This is a genomic window from Natrialba hulunbeirensis JCM 10989 (assembly GCF_000337575.1).
Taxonomy (GTDB): Archaea; Halobacteriota; Halobacteria; order Halobacteriales; family Natrialbaceae; genus Natrialba; species Natrialba hulunbeirensis.
On record NZ_AOIM01000009.1, the window covers coordinates 253,590 to 271,360 of the forward strand.

21 protein-coding genes and 1 pseudogene are annotated in these 17,771 nt (G+C 63.9%); 9 read left to right on the top strand and 13 right to left on the bottom strand.

The features are described 5' to 3' along the window. The gene (locus C483_RS02430; RefSeq protein ID WP_006651754.1) at window positions 1–765 is read left to right on the top strand and encodes a mechanosensitive ion channel domain-containing protein; all 765 of its coding nucleotides are present in this window, start codon (window positions 1–3) and stop codon (window positions 763–765) included. 203 nt (window positions 766–968) lie between these two features. After that, the gene (locus tag C483_RS02435) at window positions 969–2,351 is read left to right on the top strand and encodes an APC family permease (protein WP_006651755.1); all 1,383 of its coding nucleotides are present in this window, start codon (window positions 969–971) and stop codon (window positions 2,349–2,351) included. Between the two features lie 53 nt (window positions 2,352–2,404). Here the strand turns inward: C483_RS02435 and C483_RS02440 are convergent, their stop codons facing one another. Continuing rightward, the gene (locus C483_RS02440) at window positions 2,405–3,229 is read right to left on the bottom strand and encodes a nucleoside phosphorylase (RefSeq protein WP_006651756.1); all 825 of its coding nucleotides are present in this window, start codon (window positions 3,227–3,229) and stop codon (window positions 2,405–2,407) included. Window positions 3,230–3,289: 60 nt separating this feature from the next. Here C483_RS02440 and C483_RS02445 point away from each other — a divergent pair, with 60 nt between their 5' ends. Then, window positions 3,290–3,769 (top strand): DUF488 domain-containing protein, encoded by a 480-nt coding sequence (locus tag C483_RS02445; RefSeq protein ID WP_006651757.1) that lies wholly within the window; start codon window positions 3,290–3,292, stop codon window positions 3,767–3,769. Between the two features lie 76 nt (window positions 3,770–3,845). After that, window positions 3,846–4,625: a glucose 1-dehydrogenase gene (locus C483_RS02450; protein WP_006651758.1), complete on the top strand. Its 780-nt coding sequence runs from the start codon at window positions 3,846–3,848 to the stop codon at window positions 4,623–4,625. Window positions 4,626–4,750: 125 nt separating this feature from the next. On the opposite strand, the gene C483_RS02455 is transcribed toward C483_RS02450, so the two are convergent. Continuing rightward, window positions 4,751–5,719, bottom strand: coding sequence for a phosphotransferase family protein (locus C483_RS02455; RefSeq protein WP_049912380.1), 969 nt, complete (start codon window positions 5,717–5,719; stop codon window positions 4,751–4,753). Between the two features lie 132 nt (window positions 5,720–5,851). Next, complete coding sequence (gene cdd / locus C483_RS02460) at window positions 5,852–6,268, bottom strand: cytidine deaminase (protein ID WP_006651760.1); 417 nt, start codon at window positions 6,266–6,268, stop codon at window positions 5,852–5,854. A gap of 267 nt (window positions 6,269–6,535) precedes the next feature. Between cdd and C483_RS02465 the strand changes: the two genes are divergently transcribed. Next, a complete protein-coding gene (locus C483_RS02465) occupies window positions 6,536–6,973 on the top strand; it encodes a cupin domain-containing protein (RefSeq protein ID WP_006651761.1) in 438 nt (145 codons plus the stop codon). Window positions 6,974–7,152: 179 nt separating this feature from the next. Here the strand turns inward: C483_RS02465 and C483_RS02470 are convergent, their stop codons facing one another. Continuing rightward, window positions 7,153–8,529: a hypothetical protein gene (locus tag C483_RS02470; protein WP_006651762.1), complete on the bottom strand. Its 1,377-nt coding sequence runs from the start codon at window positions 8,527–8,529 to the stop codon at window positions 7,153–7,155. Window positions 8,530–8,659: 130 nt separating this feature from the next. Next, window positions 8,660–9,058, bottom strand: a complete 399-nt coding sequence (locus tag C483_RS02475) for a hypothetical protein (RefSeq protein ID WP_006651763.1) — start codon at window positions 9,056–9,058, stop codon at window positions 8,660–8,662. Window positions 9,059–9,270: 212 nt separating this feature from the next. Here C483_RS02475 and C483_RS02480 point away from each other — a divergent pair, with 212 nt between their 5' ends. Then, window positions 9,271–9,996: a proteasome subunit alpha gene (locus tag C483_RS02480; protein ID WP_049912382.1), complete on the top strand. Its 726-nt coding sequence runs from the start codon at window positions 9,271–9,273 to the stop codon at window positions 9,994–9,996. Between the two features lie 2 nt (window positions 9,997–9,998). After that, window positions 9,999–10,820, top strand: a complete 822-nt coding sequence (locus tag C483_RS02485; protein WP_006651765.1) for an archaeal proteasome endopeptidase complex subunit alpha — start codon at window positions 9,999–10,001, stop codon at window positions 10,818–10,820. Between the two features lie 11 nt (window positions 10,821–10,831). On the opposite strand, the gene C483_RS02490 is transcribed toward C483_RS02485, so the two are convergent. The 4 genes from C483_RS02490 to C483_RS21030 all read right to left on the bottom strand — a co-directional run bounded on the left by C483_RS02490 (window position 10,832) and on the right by C483_RS21030 (window position 14,218). Next, window positions 10,832–11,965 carry a DUF7351 domain-containing protein gene (locus C483_RS02490; RefSeq protein ID WP_006651766.1) on the bottom strand — a complete coding sequence of 378 codons (1,134 nt, stop codon included), beginning with the start codon at window positions 11,963–11,965 and terminating at the stop codon, window positions 10,832–10,834. A gap of 48 nt (window positions 11,966–12,013) precedes the next feature. Then, the gene (gene moaC, locus C483_RS02495; protein ID WP_006651767.1) at window positions 12,014–12,562 is read right to left on the bottom strand and encodes a cyclic pyranopterin monophosphate synthase MoaC; all 549 of its coding nucleotides are present in this window, start codon (window positions 12,560–12,562) and stop codon (window positions 12,014–12,016) included. Continuing rightward, window positions 12,562–14,010, bottom strand: coding sequence for a bifunctional ADP-dependent NAD(P)H-hydrate dehydratase/NAD(P)H-hydrate epimerase (locus tag C483_RS02500; protein WP_006651768.1), 1,449 nt, complete (start codon window positions 14,008–14,010; stop codon window positions 12,562–12,564). Before C483_RS02500 ends, moaC begins: the two co-directional genes overlap by 1 nt. A 73-nt stretch (window positions 14,011–14,083) precedes the next feature. Next, window positions 14,084–14,218, bottom strand: a complete 135-nt coding sequence (locus C483_RS21030) for a hypothetical protein (protein ID WP_006651769.1) — start codon at window positions 14,216–14,218, stop codon at window positions 14,084–14,086. Window positions 14,219–14,275: 57 nt separating this feature from the next. On the opposite strand from C483_RS21030, the gene C483_RS02505 reads away from it, so the two are divergent. Both C483_RS02505 and C483_RS02510 read left to right on the top strand, forming a co-directional pair. Next, window positions 14,276–15,517 (top strand): RNA-guided endonuclease TnpB family protein, encoded by a 1,242-nt coding sequence (locus C483_RS02505; protein WP_006651770.1) that lies wholly within the window; start codon window positions 14,276–14,278, stop codon window positions 15,515–15,517. Window positions 15,518–15,658: 141 nt separating this feature from the next. After that, the gene (locus C483_RS02510; protein ID WP_006651771.1) at window positions 15,659–16,162 is read left to right on the top strand and encodes a hypothetical protein; all 504 of its coding nucleotides are present in this window, start codon (window positions 15,659–15,661) and stop codon (window positions 16,160–16,162) included. 26 nt (window positions 16,163–16,188) lie between these two features. Here C483_RS02510 and C483_RS02515 read toward each other — a convergent pair whose 3' ends face one another. The 4 genes and pseudogenes from C483_RS02515 to C483_RS02530 form a co-directional block, all read right to left on the bottom strand. Continuing rightward, window positions 16,189–16,476 carry an acylphosphatase gene (locus C483_RS02515; protein ID WP_006651772.1) on the bottom strand — a complete coding sequence of 96 codons (288 nt, stop codon included), beginning with the start codon at window positions 16,474–16,476 and terminating at the stop codon, window positions 16,189–16,191. A gap of 68 nt (window positions 16,477–16,544) precedes the next feature. Beyond that, on the bottom strand, window positions 16,545–16,868 hold the full coding sequence (locus tag C483_RS02520; RefSeq protein ID WP_006651773.1) for a DUF3784 domain-containing protein: 324 nt from the start codon (window positions 16,866–16,868) through the stop codon (window positions 16,545–16,547). Window positions 16,869–16,965: 97 nt separating this feature from the next. Then, window positions 16,966–17,337, bottom strand: coding sequence for a hypothetical protein (locus C483_RS02525; RefSeq protein WP_006651774.1), 372 nt, complete (start codon window positions 17,335–17,337; stop codon window positions 16,966–16,968). 146 nt (window positions 17,338–17,483) lie between these two features. After that, a pseudogene (locus C483_RS02530) lies at window positions 17,484–17,771 on the bottom strand (8-oxoguanine DNA glycosylase); the annotation flags it as partial.

Consider the following 17,771-nt stretch of genomic DNA (forward strand, 5'->3'; position numbering starts at 1 on the left):
ATGAACTGGCAGACCCTCATCGACGAGCCGGCCGTTATAGCCGCGGCAGTGCTCGCGCTTGGGATCGTGGTCGGCTATCTGGTCGGCCGTCTCAACAAAGAGTTGCTCTCGGCGTCGGGCGTGCCGGACGCCGTCGAGGGGACGCCGTTCGAGCGGACCGCCCAGTCAATCGGCACCTCGTCCGTCGAAATCGTCGCCCGGCTGAGTTCGTGGTTCATCTACGGCATCGCCGTCCTGACGGCGATTCACATCGCCCAGTTGCTCGACACGGAGGCGTTCTGGATCCGTGTCGTCGAGTTCATCCCGCAGGTGTTCATCGCGGTTCTCGTGCTCATCTTCGGCTTTATCGTGGCCGACAAGGCCGAACTGGCCGTCAGCGAGTACCTCCGCGGCGTCAAACTGCCAGAGGTTTCGATCATCCCGAAGGTCGTCAAGTACTCCGTCCTCTACGTGGCCTTCCTCATCGCACTGGGACAGATCGGCGTCTACGTCGCTCCACTGTTGATCCTGCTCGCAGTCTATGCCGTCGGCATCGTCATCGTCGGTGCAGTCGTCTTCAAAGACTTCCTCATCTCGAGTGCGGCGGGGATTTACCTGCTGCTCAACCAGCCCTACGGGATCGGCGATCAGATTCGAATCGGTGAGCAGTCTGGCATCGTTCAGGAGGTTGACCTCTTCGTGACGAAGATCGAGAGCGACTCCGAGGAGTACATCATCCCGAATCGGAAGGTCTTCGAAGACGAACTGGTTCGCCTTCGCGACTAGGGCGACACACCGCCATTCGTCGGCGGATACCGCAACTCCGATCGACGGACTGTTCTTGACTGTTGTAACTGGTCTGCTCCAGGAAACCTCTATCGTTAACCAAAAATCCTTCATAGACAACGTTGTAAACCGACCCAAACAACTCCGAAACATTGTTATCAAACACCGCGCATGGTCCGAACACCCATTGTGGTTGTGAACTAATGACAGAACATCGTCTTATCAACACCGAGGTCGGCGTTCTCGGTGCAACGGTCCTCATCATCGGCAACGTAATCGGTGTGAGTGCGTTCGTCCTCCCGGGTCCGCTGGCGGGTGATGTCGGACCTGGCGTCATCTTCGCGCTCTTGCTCGCACTGATCCCGCTCCTGTTCGGGATACTCATGTCACTTCAGTTGGGGAGTGCTATCCCTGCTGCCGGCGGCAGCTACGTCTACGCGTCGCGGCTCGTCGGCCCCTTCTGGGGCTTTTTACTTCCCTGGATCACGATTCCCGGCGTCTGGGCGGGTATGTTGTTCATCGGCTTCGGATTCGCCGAGTACGCCGAGTTCGTCTCCGGGACGGTCGGTGCCGTCCCCGAGGTGCCCGAACTCGCGCTCGTCTACGGCCTGCTCATTCCCTTCATTGTTCTCAACGTTCTCGGGATCAAGATGGTCGCGATCATCCAGTTCACGATGGTCTCGCTCATTGTCGTCGGCATGCTCGCGTTCATCATCCCCGGCGCGTTCGTCGTCGACACGGCCAACTACACGCCCGCTTTCCCCGAAGGCGCAGGCGCAGTCATAGTCGCCATCGTCTCGCTGTACTTCCCACTTCGTGGCTTCCGACTGGTACTCGAGTTGGGCGAGGAGATGAAAGATCCCGCCAAGAACATTCCACGGGTGCTCGGGCTCTCGGCTGCGATTTCGCTCACGTTGCTGGTTGGGCTCGTGGTCGTCCTCGTCGGGACGACGAACTGGCAGGCGCTCGGCGAGATGGACGCTGCCGTCGCGCAGGTCTCGCTCGACAACTTCCCGGCGCCGCTGACGGGATTGGTCTTCGTCGCGGCGGCGATGGGTGCGCTCACGTCGATCAACATGACGTATACGGCGTACTCGCGGCTGCTGATGCGCGCCGGTCGTGACAACATCATCCCCGGCGCGCTCGCGCGGATTCACGATCGGTTCGAGTCGCCCCACGTGGCCGTGCTCGTCCTCGGGATTCCGCCCCTGCTCATCGCCCCGGTTTCGCCCGGGACGGTCACGCTCTCGGTCGCGCTCTCGCTGACGATTCTGTTCGGCCTCGCCGTTGCGGGCGTCGCGCTCTGGAATCTGCCGGCGGCGTTCCCGCAGCGCTACGAGTACTCGCTGTACAAGCTACCGCTGTGGGTACTCCGATTCGTCGCCGCGGGCGCAGTCATCTCCGCCGGCTTCCTCTGGATTCTGGTTTCGACCCAGCTTCCGGTAATGGTCGCCGTGCTCGCCGGTTGGATGGTGCTCGGCTACGGCTTCTACCGGACGCGCCTCTGGTGGTTCAGCAAGCGCGGTGTGGATCTCAAAGCACGAATGCGACGTCTACACGAGAACGAACAGCGGACGGCAGACTGAGTTGGTAGCTCCAATCAGCAGTTGGTAGTTATTTTCGCTCCTTCAATTCGCGTCTACTCCGCGAGCGACAGTCCCGGATGCCACCGCTCAGCACCCGCCTCGCGCTTTTTCTCGTCCATCTTCGCGAGCAAGTGCGTCGCGAGCGTCGCCGTCTCGGCCGCTCGGGACTCGCCTTCCGTTCTGAACTCGCCGGTCTGGCGGTTCGCGTACACCGAACAGATTGCGCCGGCGCGTAGCCCGTAGATATTCGCGAGCGTGAAGATTGCGCTCGCCTCCATTTCGATGTTCTTCACGTTGGCCTCGACGAGCTGATCGACCAACTCGTCCGCGCCGGCGGCCTCGAACTCGTCGTAGCCGGGCCGGCCCTGGCCCGCGTAGAACGAGTCCGCACTCATCGAGATCCCGGTGTGGTAGTCATAGCCCAGTCGCTCTGCGGCGGCGACGAGCGCAGCGACGACCTCATAATCCGCCGTCGCGGGGTAGTCCTCCCGCACGTACTCGTCGCTCGTCCCCTCCTGGCGGACCGCGCCGGTACTGATCACGAGGTCGCCGACGGCCATGTCCTCCTGCAGCGCACCACAGGAGCCGACCCGAATGAACGTCTCGGAGCCGACGCGAGCGAGTTCTTCGACGGCGATCGCGGCCGACGGGCTGCCGATTCCCGTCGAGGTAACCGAAATCGGCGTCCCCTCGTAGCTCCCCGTCGCAGTCCGGTATTCGCGGTGGTGGGCGCGAATCTCGTGGTCGTCCCAGTGGTCGACGATCTTCTCGAGTCGCTCCGGATTGCCGGGCAGGAGGACGGTGTCTGCCACGTCGTCGGCGCTCACTTCGAGGTGGTACTGTACGTCCGCGTTCGGGTCTTCACTATCGCCGGTCATCGAGTAGCGGCGCTTCGCACCGACACCGTATATAAATGCAGGACGGCCGTACCGGCAGGTATGGCTCGTGATCGGCGCGACGGCCGCGATAGTGCCACCGAGGTCAACCAGCGCGAGGGCACCCTCACCGACACCTACGTCGCCGCGCTCCAGCACGACCTCGCCGACGTTTCGCCCGAGACGACTCTCGTCGGCGTTGTCCGTTCTCCCACCTCGTGGTTCCACGCTGCAGTCGACGAGAACATTCCCGAACTCGCGCCGCCTGCTGATCTGCTCGACGCCGTTCGGACCGCTGAGGACGACCTGAAGATGCGCGGCATCTGCGACGAGGAAGCCCACAACGCCGCCTGGGAGCAAGTTGGCTTTGGCGACGCCTACCGGGAGCACCTCCAGACAGCCGACGACGCAGAGCGTGCACTCGAGTCCCTCGCGGATCGACTCGCTTCCGGTGAGAGTCTGGCGCTCGTCTGCTACGAGAATACAGAGAAGAAACGGTGCCACCGAACGATTCTGCGCGACGTACTCGAGAGTCGCCGCTGACGGTGGGGTGCACTCCGGCGAGTGAGAAGCGTCCTGACACTTACGTCGACTCGAGTTGAGTCGCCACCACGAACACATGACGTACAATCTGGACGGAAAGACGGCTATCGTCACCGGCGGCGCGTCGGGAATCGGGAGGAAAACAGCGGAGCGGTTCGCAGCCGAGGGTGCGAATGTCGTCGTCGCCGACGTGGTCACGGACGGCGGCGAGGAGACGGTCGAGTCGATCGAGTCGGCGGGCGGATCTGCGACGTTCGTCGAAACCGACGTCACGGACCCGGACGCCGTCGAGGCGATGGTCCAGACGGCAGTCGACACCTATGGCGGACTCGATATCGCGCACAACAACGCGGGGATCGAAGGCGAGAACGACCCGCTCGCCGAGCAGACCGAAGCCAACTGGAAGCAGGTCATGGACATCAACCTGACCGGCGTCTGGCTCTGTCTGAAGTACGAACTGCAGGAGATGACGGCAAACGGTGACGGTGACGGCGACAGCGACAGCGGCGCAATCGTCAACACGTCCTCGATCGCCGGCCTCTCTGCGGCCGGGTCGTCCGCCTACGCCGCGAGCAAACACGGCGTTATCGGCCTTACTCGAGTAGCCACCACGGAGTACGCGGATGCCGACGTTCGTGTCAACGCGGTCTGTCCCGGCGTGATCGAGACGCCGATGGTCGAACAGTCTGCCGCGGAGAATCCCGAGGAGATCGAGCAGTTCGTCGGGATGCAACCGCTCAACCGGATGGGGAGTCCCGAGGAGATCGCCAACGCCGTCGTCTGGCTCTGCTCGGACGAGGCCTCGTTCGTTACCGGGAACGCGTATCCCGTCGACGGCGGCTTCACGGCGCTGTAACCGGCCGGTGGTGCTCACGCGAGGGACTTCTTGCAATGGACTTCGCCAGACTGGCGTACGGGAAGCCGACTACCGGTTACCGGCTGCTGGCTACAAACTACCCACTAGTCACTGCCCACTACCCACTACCGAATCTCGTCGAGCTTCCGGTCCAGTTTCGCTTCGAGCCGCGTTTCGGCGTCCGGCAGGGAGACATCGGCGAATTCGACCCACTTATCGAAGAATCCTGACGTGCCGAGAAGCCGGACCGCGTCGTATATCGGCGTTCGTTCGTCCAACCCTGACGGAAGCGAGCCGGCGCGCCGTTCGTACCCGTCCTCGAGTACGGCGGCCAATCGCTGTGTGTCCTCGCCGTTGTCCGGCAGCAGTTGGTCTCGCGCTCGGTGGAGTTCACGGGCCGGGTCGCCAACATGAGAGAGTTCCCAGTCGACGAAGCCGGCCGAGGACCCGCTCTGGAAGCAGTTCGGCCGTGCTGGATCACCGTGCACCAGGGTTGCCGGCGCGTCGTTCAACCGGTCCCGATTCGCTTCGACGGCGGCGATGACGTCGTCGAAGTGGTGCTCGAAGCGGTCGGTCGACGCCAGTTCTCGCATCAGTTCGATTCTATCGACGAGGATCTCCGTCCAGGGATCTGTCTCGAGGTCGAGTTCGGCTCCGTCACCGCCCACGACGTGTCCGTGCTGCCAGAACGAGCGGGAGTGGATTGCCGCCAGTGCGCTTCCGACTCGCCGGACTGCACTCGTGCGCTCCGTACTGCTCCAGTCCGGCCACCGGGACGCGAGGTTCTGGCCCCGAATTGGGGCGGTGATTAGGTAGGGAACCGCTCCTTGGGTCTCGCTCGCAACCACCTGTGGGACGGGTACATCGCAGTGTGTGGCCACGTAGTCGATGACAGCACACTCCCGGGTGATCCGCGAGCCGTCACCGTCGGTCGCCACCTTCAGAAAGACGGGTTCGCTGTCGGCAAAATCGACGCGAACCGTTCGGTTTTGGTCGTTCCAGGAGGGGCCAGCAGACCGTATGTCATCGATGGTCCGCTCGGGAACGGCATCGTCGAGCGCCAATCTGACCGACTCGTCTCCAGGGTGCTCCACACGCTGTCAGATATGTGACGATCGACATATACGTTCGGATGATGTGATACTCATTCACAAGAGAGGCGCCTCCTGGCACACACCACCGATCGGTTTTGGGAAACAGCAGTGAGAAACGACCAGTACAGTGTGCTACTCGAGTGTCTCCTCAGAAATCGTGTTGGGGAGGAGTTCGCCGAGGGTGTAGACGGTCGTGCCGTCGTCCGCGTCCTGGTCTTCTCCCTCGTCACAGAACACCACGAGGTCGTCGTCACAAAACTCCGCCAGCGTCTGCCGGCACATTCCACAGGGGGTGACGCCGTCGCGGCGGTCCGAACTCACGGCGAGCCGTGTAAACTCGCGGTGGCCGTTCTTGACCGCTTCGGCGATGGCGACCTCCTCGGCGTGGAGACTGTTGCTGAAGTTCGCGTTCTCCAGGTTGCAGCCGACGAAGACCTCGCCGTCGGCCGTCTCGAGTGCGGCCCCGACGCGGTACTCGGAGTAGGGGACGTGGGCCTGCGATTGGATCTTCCGTGCGGCGTCGATCAGGTCGGCAGCGTCGTCGTTCATAGATGACTCTACTCGGGTGCGCGCAAGAAAGCACCGACCAGCGACAACTCCCGTTTACGCACGTTCCTCTCAGCACAGGAGAACGACGTGGTCCCAGAAGTGGTATACTTCCAGATCTGACTCGTGGTACGAATGTATCACAAATAACGTATCGACAACGTAAACGGTCCTGAGGCAGCCTTAAGACGGCCTGTGGCGTACCGTTCTCTGGCGGTTGAAATGTCAAGTGAAGTAATTAAAACGGCAGCCACCAGGGAGCACGTACACGTGCTCGGCGCGACAATTACCATTACGGCCGACAGCGACGACACGGACGGGGAGTTTTCTGTCAAGGATATGCTCGCACCGCCGGGCTTCGAGAACGGGTTACACACCCACGAACCGTCCGAAATCTTCCACGTCCTCGACGGTGAAATGATGCTCTACGTCGATGGCGAGACGGAGTACCTCAAACCGGGAATGACCGGGTACGTTCCCGCGAGTGAACCGCACGGTATGCGTGTCGAAGGAGACGAAGTACTGCGCGTGCTCATCGTCATGTCACCTGCGGGAGCCGAGGACTTTTTCCGCGCCGTCGGGGACCCAGCCACCAGTCGTGACCTGCCCGAACCCCGCGAAGTAACCGACGCTGATCTCGAAGGTATCTTCGCGACCGGTGCGGAACACGGCTTTGCATTCCTCGGCCCGCTCCCGACCGACGAGTAAGTCGGTCGGCTACGGACCCAGTGTTTGGATTGGGCATACCTGAGCAGCATAGTGGCCCAACTCGTCGATGTGAGTTGTGAACACAGATCCCATCCGCCTTTATCGGTTTTACAGGCTCTCCAGGCGAATTCCCCGGGCTTGACCCTGGGGGTGGAGTCGACACTCCGTGAAACAAACTATTACTCCACGTCCGCAACCGCCGACTCGACGACATCGCGAGCGCTCGCGATCAACTCGTCGACCTCGTCGCTCTCCGCGTAGATTCGAACGTAGGGTTCCGTCCCACTCGGCCGGACCAGCGTCCACGAGGCGTCCTCGAACTCGAGTCGCACGCCGTAATCCGTGTCGACCGTCGTATCGGGAAAGGCCGCCGGCAGATCGGACTCGAGTGCCCCCATCACGGCCGTCTTGTGCTGGTCCGGGCAGTCGACGCTGACCTTCCGGTAGGGACGTTCGGTGACCGGCTCGCGGAGCGCGTCCGTATCGCCGGCGTCGGCGACGAGCGCGCTGACGACGGCGGCGCTCGCGACGCCGTCGATCCAGCCGCCGAAGGCGGTGTGAATGTGCTTCCAGGGCTCTGCGGCGAAGACGACCGCGGTGTCCTCGTCGCCAGCGGCGCGTTCGCGGGCGATTCCCTCGTGGAGTGCACCGAGGCGGACGCGTTCGACCCGGCCGCCGGCGTCGCGGACCTGCTCGTCGATGCGCGCCGAGGCGTTCGGCGTCGTGACGACCACGGGGTCCGCCGCGTCGCTCGCAGCCGTATAGTGGGCCGCGACGAGCGCGAGCACCGTATCCTCGTGGATTACCTCGCCGTCGGGTTCGAGGGCGACCAGCCGGTCCGCGTCGCCGTCGTGGGCCAGTCCGAGGTCGAACTCGCCGGCCGCGAGGAACTGGGTGAAGGCCGACAGCGTCTCCGGGGTCGGCTTGCTCTCTCGTGCCGAGAAGTGGCCGTCGACGTTCGCGTTCACCGCGACCACGTCAGCGCCGAGGGACTCGAGTACCTGCGGGGTCGCGACCGCGCCGACGCCGTTGCCGCAGTCGACGGCGACGGAGAGGCCGGCAAGCGGCGTCTGTCCTGCGCCGAGGTCGGGGAACTGCGTGCGGACGTAGTCCGCGACGGCGTCGCGGTAGGGGTCAAGTACGTCGAGGTTAGTGGCGCTGCCCCACTGGTCCCATGCGGGGAGCGACGACCCGCTGCTTACGTAGTCCTCGACGGCCTCCTCGGCCTCGCGGTCGAACTCGACGCCGTCGACGAAGAGCTTGATGCCGTTGTCCGTCGGCGGGTTGTGGCTCGCGGTGAGCATGACGCCCTTGCGGCCCTGCGAGGCGAACGCGAGCGCCGGCGTCGGTACCTGTCCGATGCGGGCAACGTCCGCGCCGGCGCTCTCGAGGCCGGCCTCCATCGCGGCAGCCAGCGCCGGTCCGGTTTCGCGGCCGTCGCGGCCGACGACGAACGTCTCGCCGGGTTCGCCGGCGGCCTGGCCCACCGAGAGCGCGAGCGCGGGCGTGATCTCCTCGACCGGCCCGCGGATTCCTGCGGTCCCGAACAGAGTCATGTGGGGTCGTTCCGCGAGCAACTACTTATATGACGTGACATACGGTCTCTGCTGGCGGTCGCGCTGGTCAGGGTCGAACTCACGATCGAATCCGAATGTCGATGACGCTGACCAGCGACGATGCCCGCGCTCAGGACGTGATCGCACGCCGATCTGGCTGGTAACAAAGAACGTACGCTGCGGGGAGAGTGATGACTGCCAGCGCCCCGCCGAAGACGAGGTGGGTGGAGGGGTCCGGTGGCACGAGGACCGCAGTCGAGGCATATGCAGCGGTGAAACCGATGCCTATCGTTCCAGCCCAGCGTTCCAGTTGACTCGCCGGTTCGTCTCGATCGGGAAGTCGCGTTCGGTAGCCGAGATACACGATCGGTGTCACGGGCGGTAATACGAGGGTGAACAATCCCCAGATGAGCCCGTTCGATCCGCGAGCATCGGCATCGAGACCGACTGCGTAGGCGAGACAGAATCCAGACAGCACGATTGTGGCGAGTGCAAGGAGGGCAGCGAACGCAAAGGGAGCAGGGGCCATTGGAGCTCTCCTTTTCACATATCTTCTGACGGAACAAAACTACACTGGTCCTTCCTGAATGCGTATCGCTTCGCGTTCCATCTGGCCCACAATATCACAGCAGCTTTCCTCAGTAGGACGACGGCGCGAAACGAGTTCGTACGCCCACTCCGCTAAAATATATTTTAGCTAACATACAACCCGCCGTGGCCCGTCGATTCGAACGAACACCAATGCATCAGATGGACTCCAGCGAATACATCGAAACCGGCACGACGACGGTCGGGCTCGCCGGCGCGGACGGCGTCGTCCTCGCCGCCGACAGGCGCGCCAGCCTGGGCGGCCGCTTCGTCACGAATCGCACGGCACGGAAGGTCGTCCCGGTCGACGACCACACCGCACTCACCTTCGCCGGAAGCGTCGGCGAGGCCCAGTCGTTCGTCCGCCAGTTACGCGCCGAACGCTCGCGCTACGAGCACGCGACCGACCGCTCGCCGTCCGTCGAGACGACGGCCACGGTCGCTGGCGACCTCCTGCGCAGCGGGCCGTACCAGCACCTCGAACTCGTCCTCGGCGGCACGTTCCCCGAGCCGGCGGTCTATCAGGTCGGTCCCGGCGGCGGCGTGATGGACACGCCCTACGCCGCGAGCGGAAGCGGGATGCAACTCGCCTACGGTCGACTCGAGGACGCCTACGAACCGGACCACTCCGTAGATACGCTTCGAGCTCTCGCGACGACGGCCATCCGCAATGCAACCGAACGTGACACCGCCAGTGGCGACGGGATGACGATTGCGACGCTCACTCTCGACGGAGACGAACACGAGCATAAATACGAATACGAACGCGAGTTCGAGCAGTTCGAGCAGTTCGAGAGCATCGACGCCGCCGTCACTGCAACCGCAAACGGGACCGGCGATGAATCCGGCACCGACGCAGAACCGGGGGTGGCATCGTAACCATGGACTCGAGTACCACTCGCCAGCAGGCCTACGACCGCGGGCACACGATCTTCTCGCCGGACGGGCGACTCTACCAGGTCGAGTACGCCCGCGAGGCGGTCGAACGCGGCTCACCAAGTGTTGGCGTCGTCACCGACAACGGCATCGTCCTCGCCGCGCGAAAGCGCCTCCGATCGCCGCTACTCGAGTCCGAGTCGATCGCAAAGATCCACCGGGTCGACGACCACGTCGCGGTCGCCACTGCGGGGCACGCTGCTGATGCGCGGCAGTTGGTCGAGACGGCTCGGAAGCGCTGTCAGCACCATCGGCTCCGCTATGCTGAGCCGATACCCACAGAGACGCTCGCGGAGGCGATTGCGGACCACATCCAGGAACAGACGCAGGCTGGTGGAACGCGGCCGTACGGTGCTGCGTTGCTCGTTGCGGGTGTCGACCCTGGAAGCGGAGGTTGCAGTGATGGCGGTAGCGGTAGTGGAAACGGTAGTAACGCCGCAGGACAACACCCCCAGCCAGCGCTCTACGAGGTCGACCCCGGCGGCACACACTACGGCTGGCGTGCGACCGCGATCGGTAACGGTACAGCCGACATTAGATCGTTCCTGGAGGGGGAGCTGGCTGACAGCGGTACCAAGGCGGGGATGGGGGAAGACGGCCTCTCGCTCGCACTCGAGTCCCTCGCCGCTGGAACCGACTCCGAGACCGACACCGAACTCTCAGCCGAGACAGTCGATGCACTCGTGCTCACCCCCGATACCGTAGCTGATCGGGCAGGCACTGTCGGCGAAAAGCAGCTTGCAGCAGAACTCGGGGGACTCGAGTAGCGCCGGGTTCGCTACTGGGCAGCCGTCTCGGCTGCATCGTCCGTCTCGTGTGTCCCGACTGTTTCGTCTGCCTCGGTAGTCTCCGTGGTCTCGACGGCCTCGTCACCCTCGTCTGCGGCGTCGGCCTCGGTGGTCTCAGACACCGACGCTCGCTGCGTCTCGACCACGTTCAATCGCTCGTCGACGTACAGCGCGAGCACGTCGTCCTCGAGTTCGACGACGACGCGGACGGCGAGCGGGTCCTCGGAGAGCACCGTCTCGGCCCACTCGTGGCCGACGTTCCAGAGCGGGCGCTCGCTGACAGCCTGCCCGTGTTCGTAGTAGAACGAGACGACGGCCGGATGGGAAAGCAGCGAGAGCGCGACGGGCGACCGGAGCGTCGTACCACAACATGAGCAGGTAAACTCGGCCTGAAGGTGTATGGCGTGTTCTGCGGGGAGCAGGTCGTCTGTCGCCGGCGACGGCCGCACGAGTCTGGCGTCGACCTCGCCGCTGCAGGCCGGACAGACCCCGTCGCGCACGAGCGACAGCCGGTGTCTGTGGTAGCGGTCGAAGGCCGCGGGGAACGATTCGCCGTGGGACTCGAGTCCGGCCGGCGGGAGGTCGAGTCGGAGCAGACGGCGTTCGCAGTGCCCGCAGGCGACGGTAACCCGGTTGTCGCTGGCCCGGGCGGTGAGCGCGTCGTGCTCGCAGAACGGGCAGTCGTCCTCGAGCGGGACCGGCGGGTGATCGACGCGCTGGGTGTACGTGCCGGTCGCGATGGCGCGTGCGATCTGCTCGCCGGCGTAGGTGAGTTCGTAGCCCTCGTTGGTACCATCGGTATCGGCGTCAGCGTCGGCCGACGACTCGGCGCTCACCTTCCGGAGATACGGCCCCACGAGTTCGTCCAGATGATAGGCAAACCCCGCGGAGGTCTCGACATCCGAGGCCTCGAACAGCATCGAAAAGGACGGGTGCGCCCGATCTGACTCGCTGTCGCGCTCACCTGCGTCCGCGCCGACACCGTCCGTCCACTCGAGCATCGTCTCGAGTATCCCCATCCTGACCTCGTTGCCGAGCGCCTGGAAGGCGTCGCTTGGATCGGAGACGCGGTCGCTCGGCTCGGGCGCGGCGACGGGCGGGTCCTCGCCGTCCTCCGTGGACATGGCCGCCAATTCGTGGCGGACGAAAAAGTACGTTTGGCTAGACTGGCGCTATACCTGCCGCTTCTCCTTCTGCACCACGCGCACGTTTTCGATTCCCGTCTCGGGGTACTGGCCGTCGGCGTCCTTCTCGACGGCCTTCACCATATCCCAGACGACGTTGAGTCCGGTCGTGACGCCCTCGAGTGCCTCCATCTCACAGCCGGTCTTGCCCGTCGTCTCGACCGCGACCTTGCACTCGACGCGGTCCTCGGTCAGCGAGAAGTCGGTGTCGACGTTCGTGATCGGAATCTGGTGGCACATCGGGATCGTCTCCCAGGTGTGTTTGACGGCCTGCACCGCGCCGATTCGGGCCGTCGCGAGCACGTCGCCTTTGCCAATCTCGTCCGAACGAATGGCCTCGACTGTCGATTCCTGCAGGCGGATCTCGCCCGCCGCGACGGCCCGGCGTTTGCTGTCTGGCTTGTCGCCGACGTCGACCATCTGTACGTCGCCGTCGTCTGTGGTGTGGGTGAGGTCCTCGGCGGTGGCGTCGGCGTCCATCTCCGCTCCACTGTTGTCCCCGTTCCCCCCGTCCGTCGAAATCGGCTTGTCGCTCATCAGTTCTCACTCCCCTCACTCTCACACAGCACCTTGGAGATTTCCTCGAGTACCTCCGAGGCGAGATAGCCGAATCCGTCGGCCGCCGCGAGTCGTTCGCCGGCGAGTCCGTTGACCTGCGCGGCCGCGGCGGCCGCGTCCAGTGGCTCGGCGTGCTCCAGTAACGCGGCGACGATGCCGGTGAGCACGTCGCCCGTCCCGCCGACTTTCATGCCCGCCGTCCCCGAGCGACTGAGCCGCGTTCGCTCGCCGTCGGTGATTACGTCCGTCGCCCCCTTCGCGAGGAGGACGTCAACGTGGTCCAGCTCCGCTGTGAACGCCTCGATCTCGTCTGCAGCCTCCTGCAGGTCGTCCACGTCGGGGCCACCCATCCCTGCGAGTTCGCGCCGGTTTGGCGTACAGACCAGGGTCGCCTCAGTGTCGAGGTCCGGCACCGTCTCGAGTGCGTCCGCGTCGACGACCGCGGGGCCGGTGTAGGAGGTGAGAAACTGGCGGGCGGCCTCGAGCGTCTCATCTGCGGTGCCGAGTCCGGGACCGAGGATCACCACGTCGTCGTACCGTTCGGCGGTGTCGACGAGGTCGCTGACCTGATCGGGTGTGAGGATTTCGCTCTCGTAGGGCTGGACGATCAGGTCCTCCGCGTAGCTCTGGATCTCGCCGGAAACAGTGTCGGGTGCCGCGACGAACGAGAGTTCCATGCTGGCTCGGAGGGCGGACTGGGCGGCGAGCGCCGGCGCGCCGGTGTAGGGGCCGCCGCCGATGACGAACGCCCGGCCGGTCCGGTCGTCGGGGCGCGCGAGGTGTACGTCGCCGGGGCCGACGAACTGCTCGGCGGCCGTCGGAATCCCGATGTCCGCGACGGTCACGTCGGCGTCGAGGTCGTCCAGACCGGGTTTGGTGTCGTGGAAGGTGACGATGTGGTCGGCTTCGACGGCGTTGGAGGCGAGCGGGCTGTCTCCTCTAGCGTTGGCGTCGAAACCGGACGGGACGTCCACCGAGACAACGGTCGCGTCGGTGTCGTTGATCGCCCGCGCCGCGGTGGCTGCAGGCTCGCGGAGGTCGCCGCTGATCCCCGTGCCGAGCATCGCGTCGACGATTACGTCGCAGTCGGGGAGGGCGAAACTCCGGGAGTCGGTCACCTCGCGCGTGTCGTAGCCTGCCTGCTGGAGTGCGTCCCAGTTCTCGCGAGCGATTTCGGTGCCGATGGTCTCCGCGCGACCGAGCAGGAACGTTCGTACGTCATAGTCGTCCAGAAAGCGCGCAGCGACGAACGCATCCCCGCCGTTGTTTCCGCGGCCGGCGGCGATTGCGATGGTCGCGTCCGGCTCCGTGACTTCCTGGACCGTGCGGGCGATGGCGTTCCCACTCGACTCCATGAGCTGCTTTTGCGGGACGCCGAGCGCCGCGGCGTTCGCGTCGACGGCGGCCATCCGTTCGCCTGTAATCATCTTGCGGTAGCGAGGAAACCCCGTCCCTTGGGGCGGGGAGAAATCGCGTTCGTTCGTGTCTCAACTCGCCCTGTTACGACTCCCCGGTGTCCAACGCTTCCGCGCCTTCGAGCATCAGCCCCTTCCAAGTGTAGCCGCGCTTGTCTTTGATTTCTTTCAACCGCTCGTACTGTTCGTCGTCTACTTCGAATCGGATTGATTTGCTCACACATGTTTATCGTATACGTGCAATTTATGTGCATCGGTTGTGTAGACTGTACTGCGAATGGCTGCTGAAACGACCGCCACAAAAACGCTCGAAGCCACGCTCGCTCCGCCCACTACGGGCAAAGAGCAACGGCTCGAACGTACCGTGGCGACCTACCGCCGTGCTCTCGAGAACGCCTTCGAGAGTGGCGCGGATACACAGTCGGCGGTCAACGATGTCGTCACGTCGTACACGCTCACCTCCTACGCCAAGGACGCGCTCAAGAGCTACGTCCCGCAACTCCGTCGGACGTACAACGCGTCGGAAATCGAGGACGACCACCCGGTTCGATTCACGAACCGTGGTTTTCGTCTCGACCACTCCAATGAACGCGAACACGAGTTCTGCTGGCGCGTTCCGCAGGCCGGACGTGGCAACGCCTTCTGGATTCCACTTCGGATCAATCCCGAGCAGGAATCGCTCTGGTTCGACTTGTTCGACGAGGACACAACGGTCGGCGAGTTCCGACTGCAACAGCACCGAACGAACTGGGTGCTGCACGTCACTGTCGAGTACGAGATTGACGAACCAGAGACGCCGGACGACCCGACTCTGATTGGCTACGATATCGGCGAGTCCAAGCTTCTGACGGGCTGTGCCTGTCAGAACGACACTCCGACCCAACCGTACATCTACGACGGCGGGCGTGCGAGAGCACTCCGCAAGGAGATGTACACGACCCTGAAACGCCTTCAGGAACGTGACGCCGCCGACTGGCGCGTGGACGAACGCTTCGACCACTACCAGAACGCCTTGACGGACATCGTCGAGAAGGCGTCTCGAGAAGCCGTCGAGTACGCCACACAGTTCGAGAATCCGGTGTTGGTGATGGAGGACTTGACGTACATCCGCGAGAACTTGGACTACGGCAAGTACATGAACCGGCGGTTGCACTCGTGGGCGTTCGCCCGCCTCACCGACCGCATCGAGGACAAGGCCCTCGAAGCCGGTATCCCGGTCGAGTTCGTGAATCCGCGCTACACGTCCCAGACGTGCCACGCGTGCGGACACATCGGCCGTCGTGGGTCGCAAGCCGAGTTCAAGTGTACGAACGCGGAGTGTTGGGTGACAGAGTATCAAGCGGACATCAACGCGGCTGCGAATATCGCTGGTCGCTTTAATCCGTGGGGAGAGAGTGTTCCCTGGAAACCGGAACGCGATGACTCGCCACGGAATGGGAGCCGTTGTGACACGGCCACAGGACACCGCACGCCGAGTCGGCAATCCCGACAGACGACGCTTGCGGCCTTCGAGTCCTGAAACCTCCCTCGACGCGAGGCTTCCCTTGTAGGAAGCCCCGCCGTTTACGGCGGGCGAGGATGTCACACGCGAGCGTTCGACGGGCCAGCCGTTGAAGATTGCGGACGATAGCCTCAACACCCTCGAACACCTACGCCCGTCGTGAACGTCTTCTGGCTCGACGAGGACCCGCGGCTCGCAGCGCGCTATCACTGCGACCAGCACGTCAACAAGCTGCTATTAGAGGCCGCACAGGTTCTCTGCACGGCGGCCCGGGAGAACGGCTACGAGGCCGAGTTCCTCTACCAGCCGACGCACGTCAGCCACCCCGTCACCGAGTGGGCGACCGAATCGCGGGCGAACTGGCTCCGCCTGCGCGAGCACGCTGAAGCGCTCAACGCCGAGTTCACCGAGCGCTACGAGAAAGACGAGGGCGAGAACCACGCAAGCTGGGAGGTCATCGACCAGATCGACCCCGACCTGATCGACTTCCCATCCACGGAGCCGACGCCGCGACCCCAGACCATGCCCGACAAGTACAAGCGGCCGGGTGACCCCGTCGCGGCCTACCGCGCCTACTACGCCGGCGAGAAGGCCGAGTTCGCAAACTGGGAGTACACCGAGGAGCCGCCGTGGCTCGCGGAGTATCTGGTCGAAACGGTCTGAGAACACACAAAGCGGCCGGCCAACCGTCAGTATCGAATCTCGAACCCACTCTCGCCCTCGGGGTCCTCGAACTCGGCCTCGACAGCCTCGACTTCCGCCGCCGGACTTCCCGTGTGACACCACTCGATCATCGACTCGACGGCCTCGTCGGGGCCCTCGAAGATCGCTTCGACACGACCGTCGTCGAGATTCCGCACCCAGCCGTCGACGCCCTTTTCCTGGGCCGTATCGCGGGTATTCGCCCGGTAGTAGACGCCCTGCACGGTTCCCGAAACGAACACGTGTGCACGCGTTCGGTCTGACTCGTCTGCCATACCCGATCACTCGAGTGCGACCGGCAAAAATCCCGGCCTCGGCGCGCCAGCGTCCGTCACACTCTGGGTTACTCCCCACGCTCGAATCGTCGCGACCCGACGATCAGCCAGCCGGTGAGTGCGAATACCACAACCAGAAACCCGATCCAGGCAGCGTCGGTTACCGCGCTGTCAGCCGGCTGGGTGTACTCGAGTACCGCGAGCACGACCAGTAGCCCGGCGACGACGAGGGCGTTCGTGCCGACGAACGAGGCGAGTCCTTCTTCGTCAGTGACGGTATCGGGGTCGTAGCCGGCGATGAGTTCGACGTGGCCGAAGTATTTGATCGCGATACCGAGTCCGCCGACGAAGATGGCGCTGGAGAGCAGGATGGCGGCTGCGGGGCCGTTCATACGTACATAGTGGCAGTGTGTCTACAAATAAGTGCCCGACGAGTTCCGTTGGTTCGATCGATCATCGCGAGCGGAGGAGTCTGGATCGGACTCGAGTTCAGGCAGTCAGACGGCGACGGGTCCATAGCTCGATCCAGGCGCTTACCAGCATCAGTGCGAGTCCGGTCGGTGCCGTCACAAAGACCAGTCCGATGAGTGGATCACCAGGCCCTGGATCCGCCTCTGACCAGATCCAGACGCCGATAGTCAACACAGCAACGACTGCTGGCGTGAGCACCCGGTTCCGGACGAGAAGAAACGCCGGAAGTCCACCAAGAACGAAGAAGACCACACTCGGCAGCAACTGGACTGGGTGCTCGAACGCGATCAGCGGGTAGTCCAACCCGGCGGCGTACCACGAGAGAACCACTGCGCTCACAGCACCGCCGAGGACGAACGCGCCGACGGCGGACCGACGGACGGTTTCCATGACGTGATAGTTGCATGTACAAAACTTCACTCTTTTGAACTGTAAGCACGTCCGATATAGGGGCCAGTACAGGAGCGTCTCTGCTGTCGCCGGGACCGTGGGAGACAGTGCTGCGACTGTGCGGCAACTCGTTTCGACCGACCGTCTCAGTCGCCAGTCCGCAGGTGATGAAAGACGTACGTCTGTGCATAACCCGCGTACTCGCCGCCGAACTCCTCGCGCAGCGCTCGCGACGTTTCGGCGTAGGACCCACAGTCACAGTGGGGATAGTGCTCCTCGATCGCCGTCTTGAGCCACGTATCGAGTGGCACTGCCTCGTCGAACTCGAGTGCAAAGAGCAACACGCAGTCGGCCACCTTGTCGCCGACGCCGACGAACTGACAGAGGTTCTCGCGAGCGGCTTCGTACTCGAGTGCCCGCGCGTCGTCGGGGTG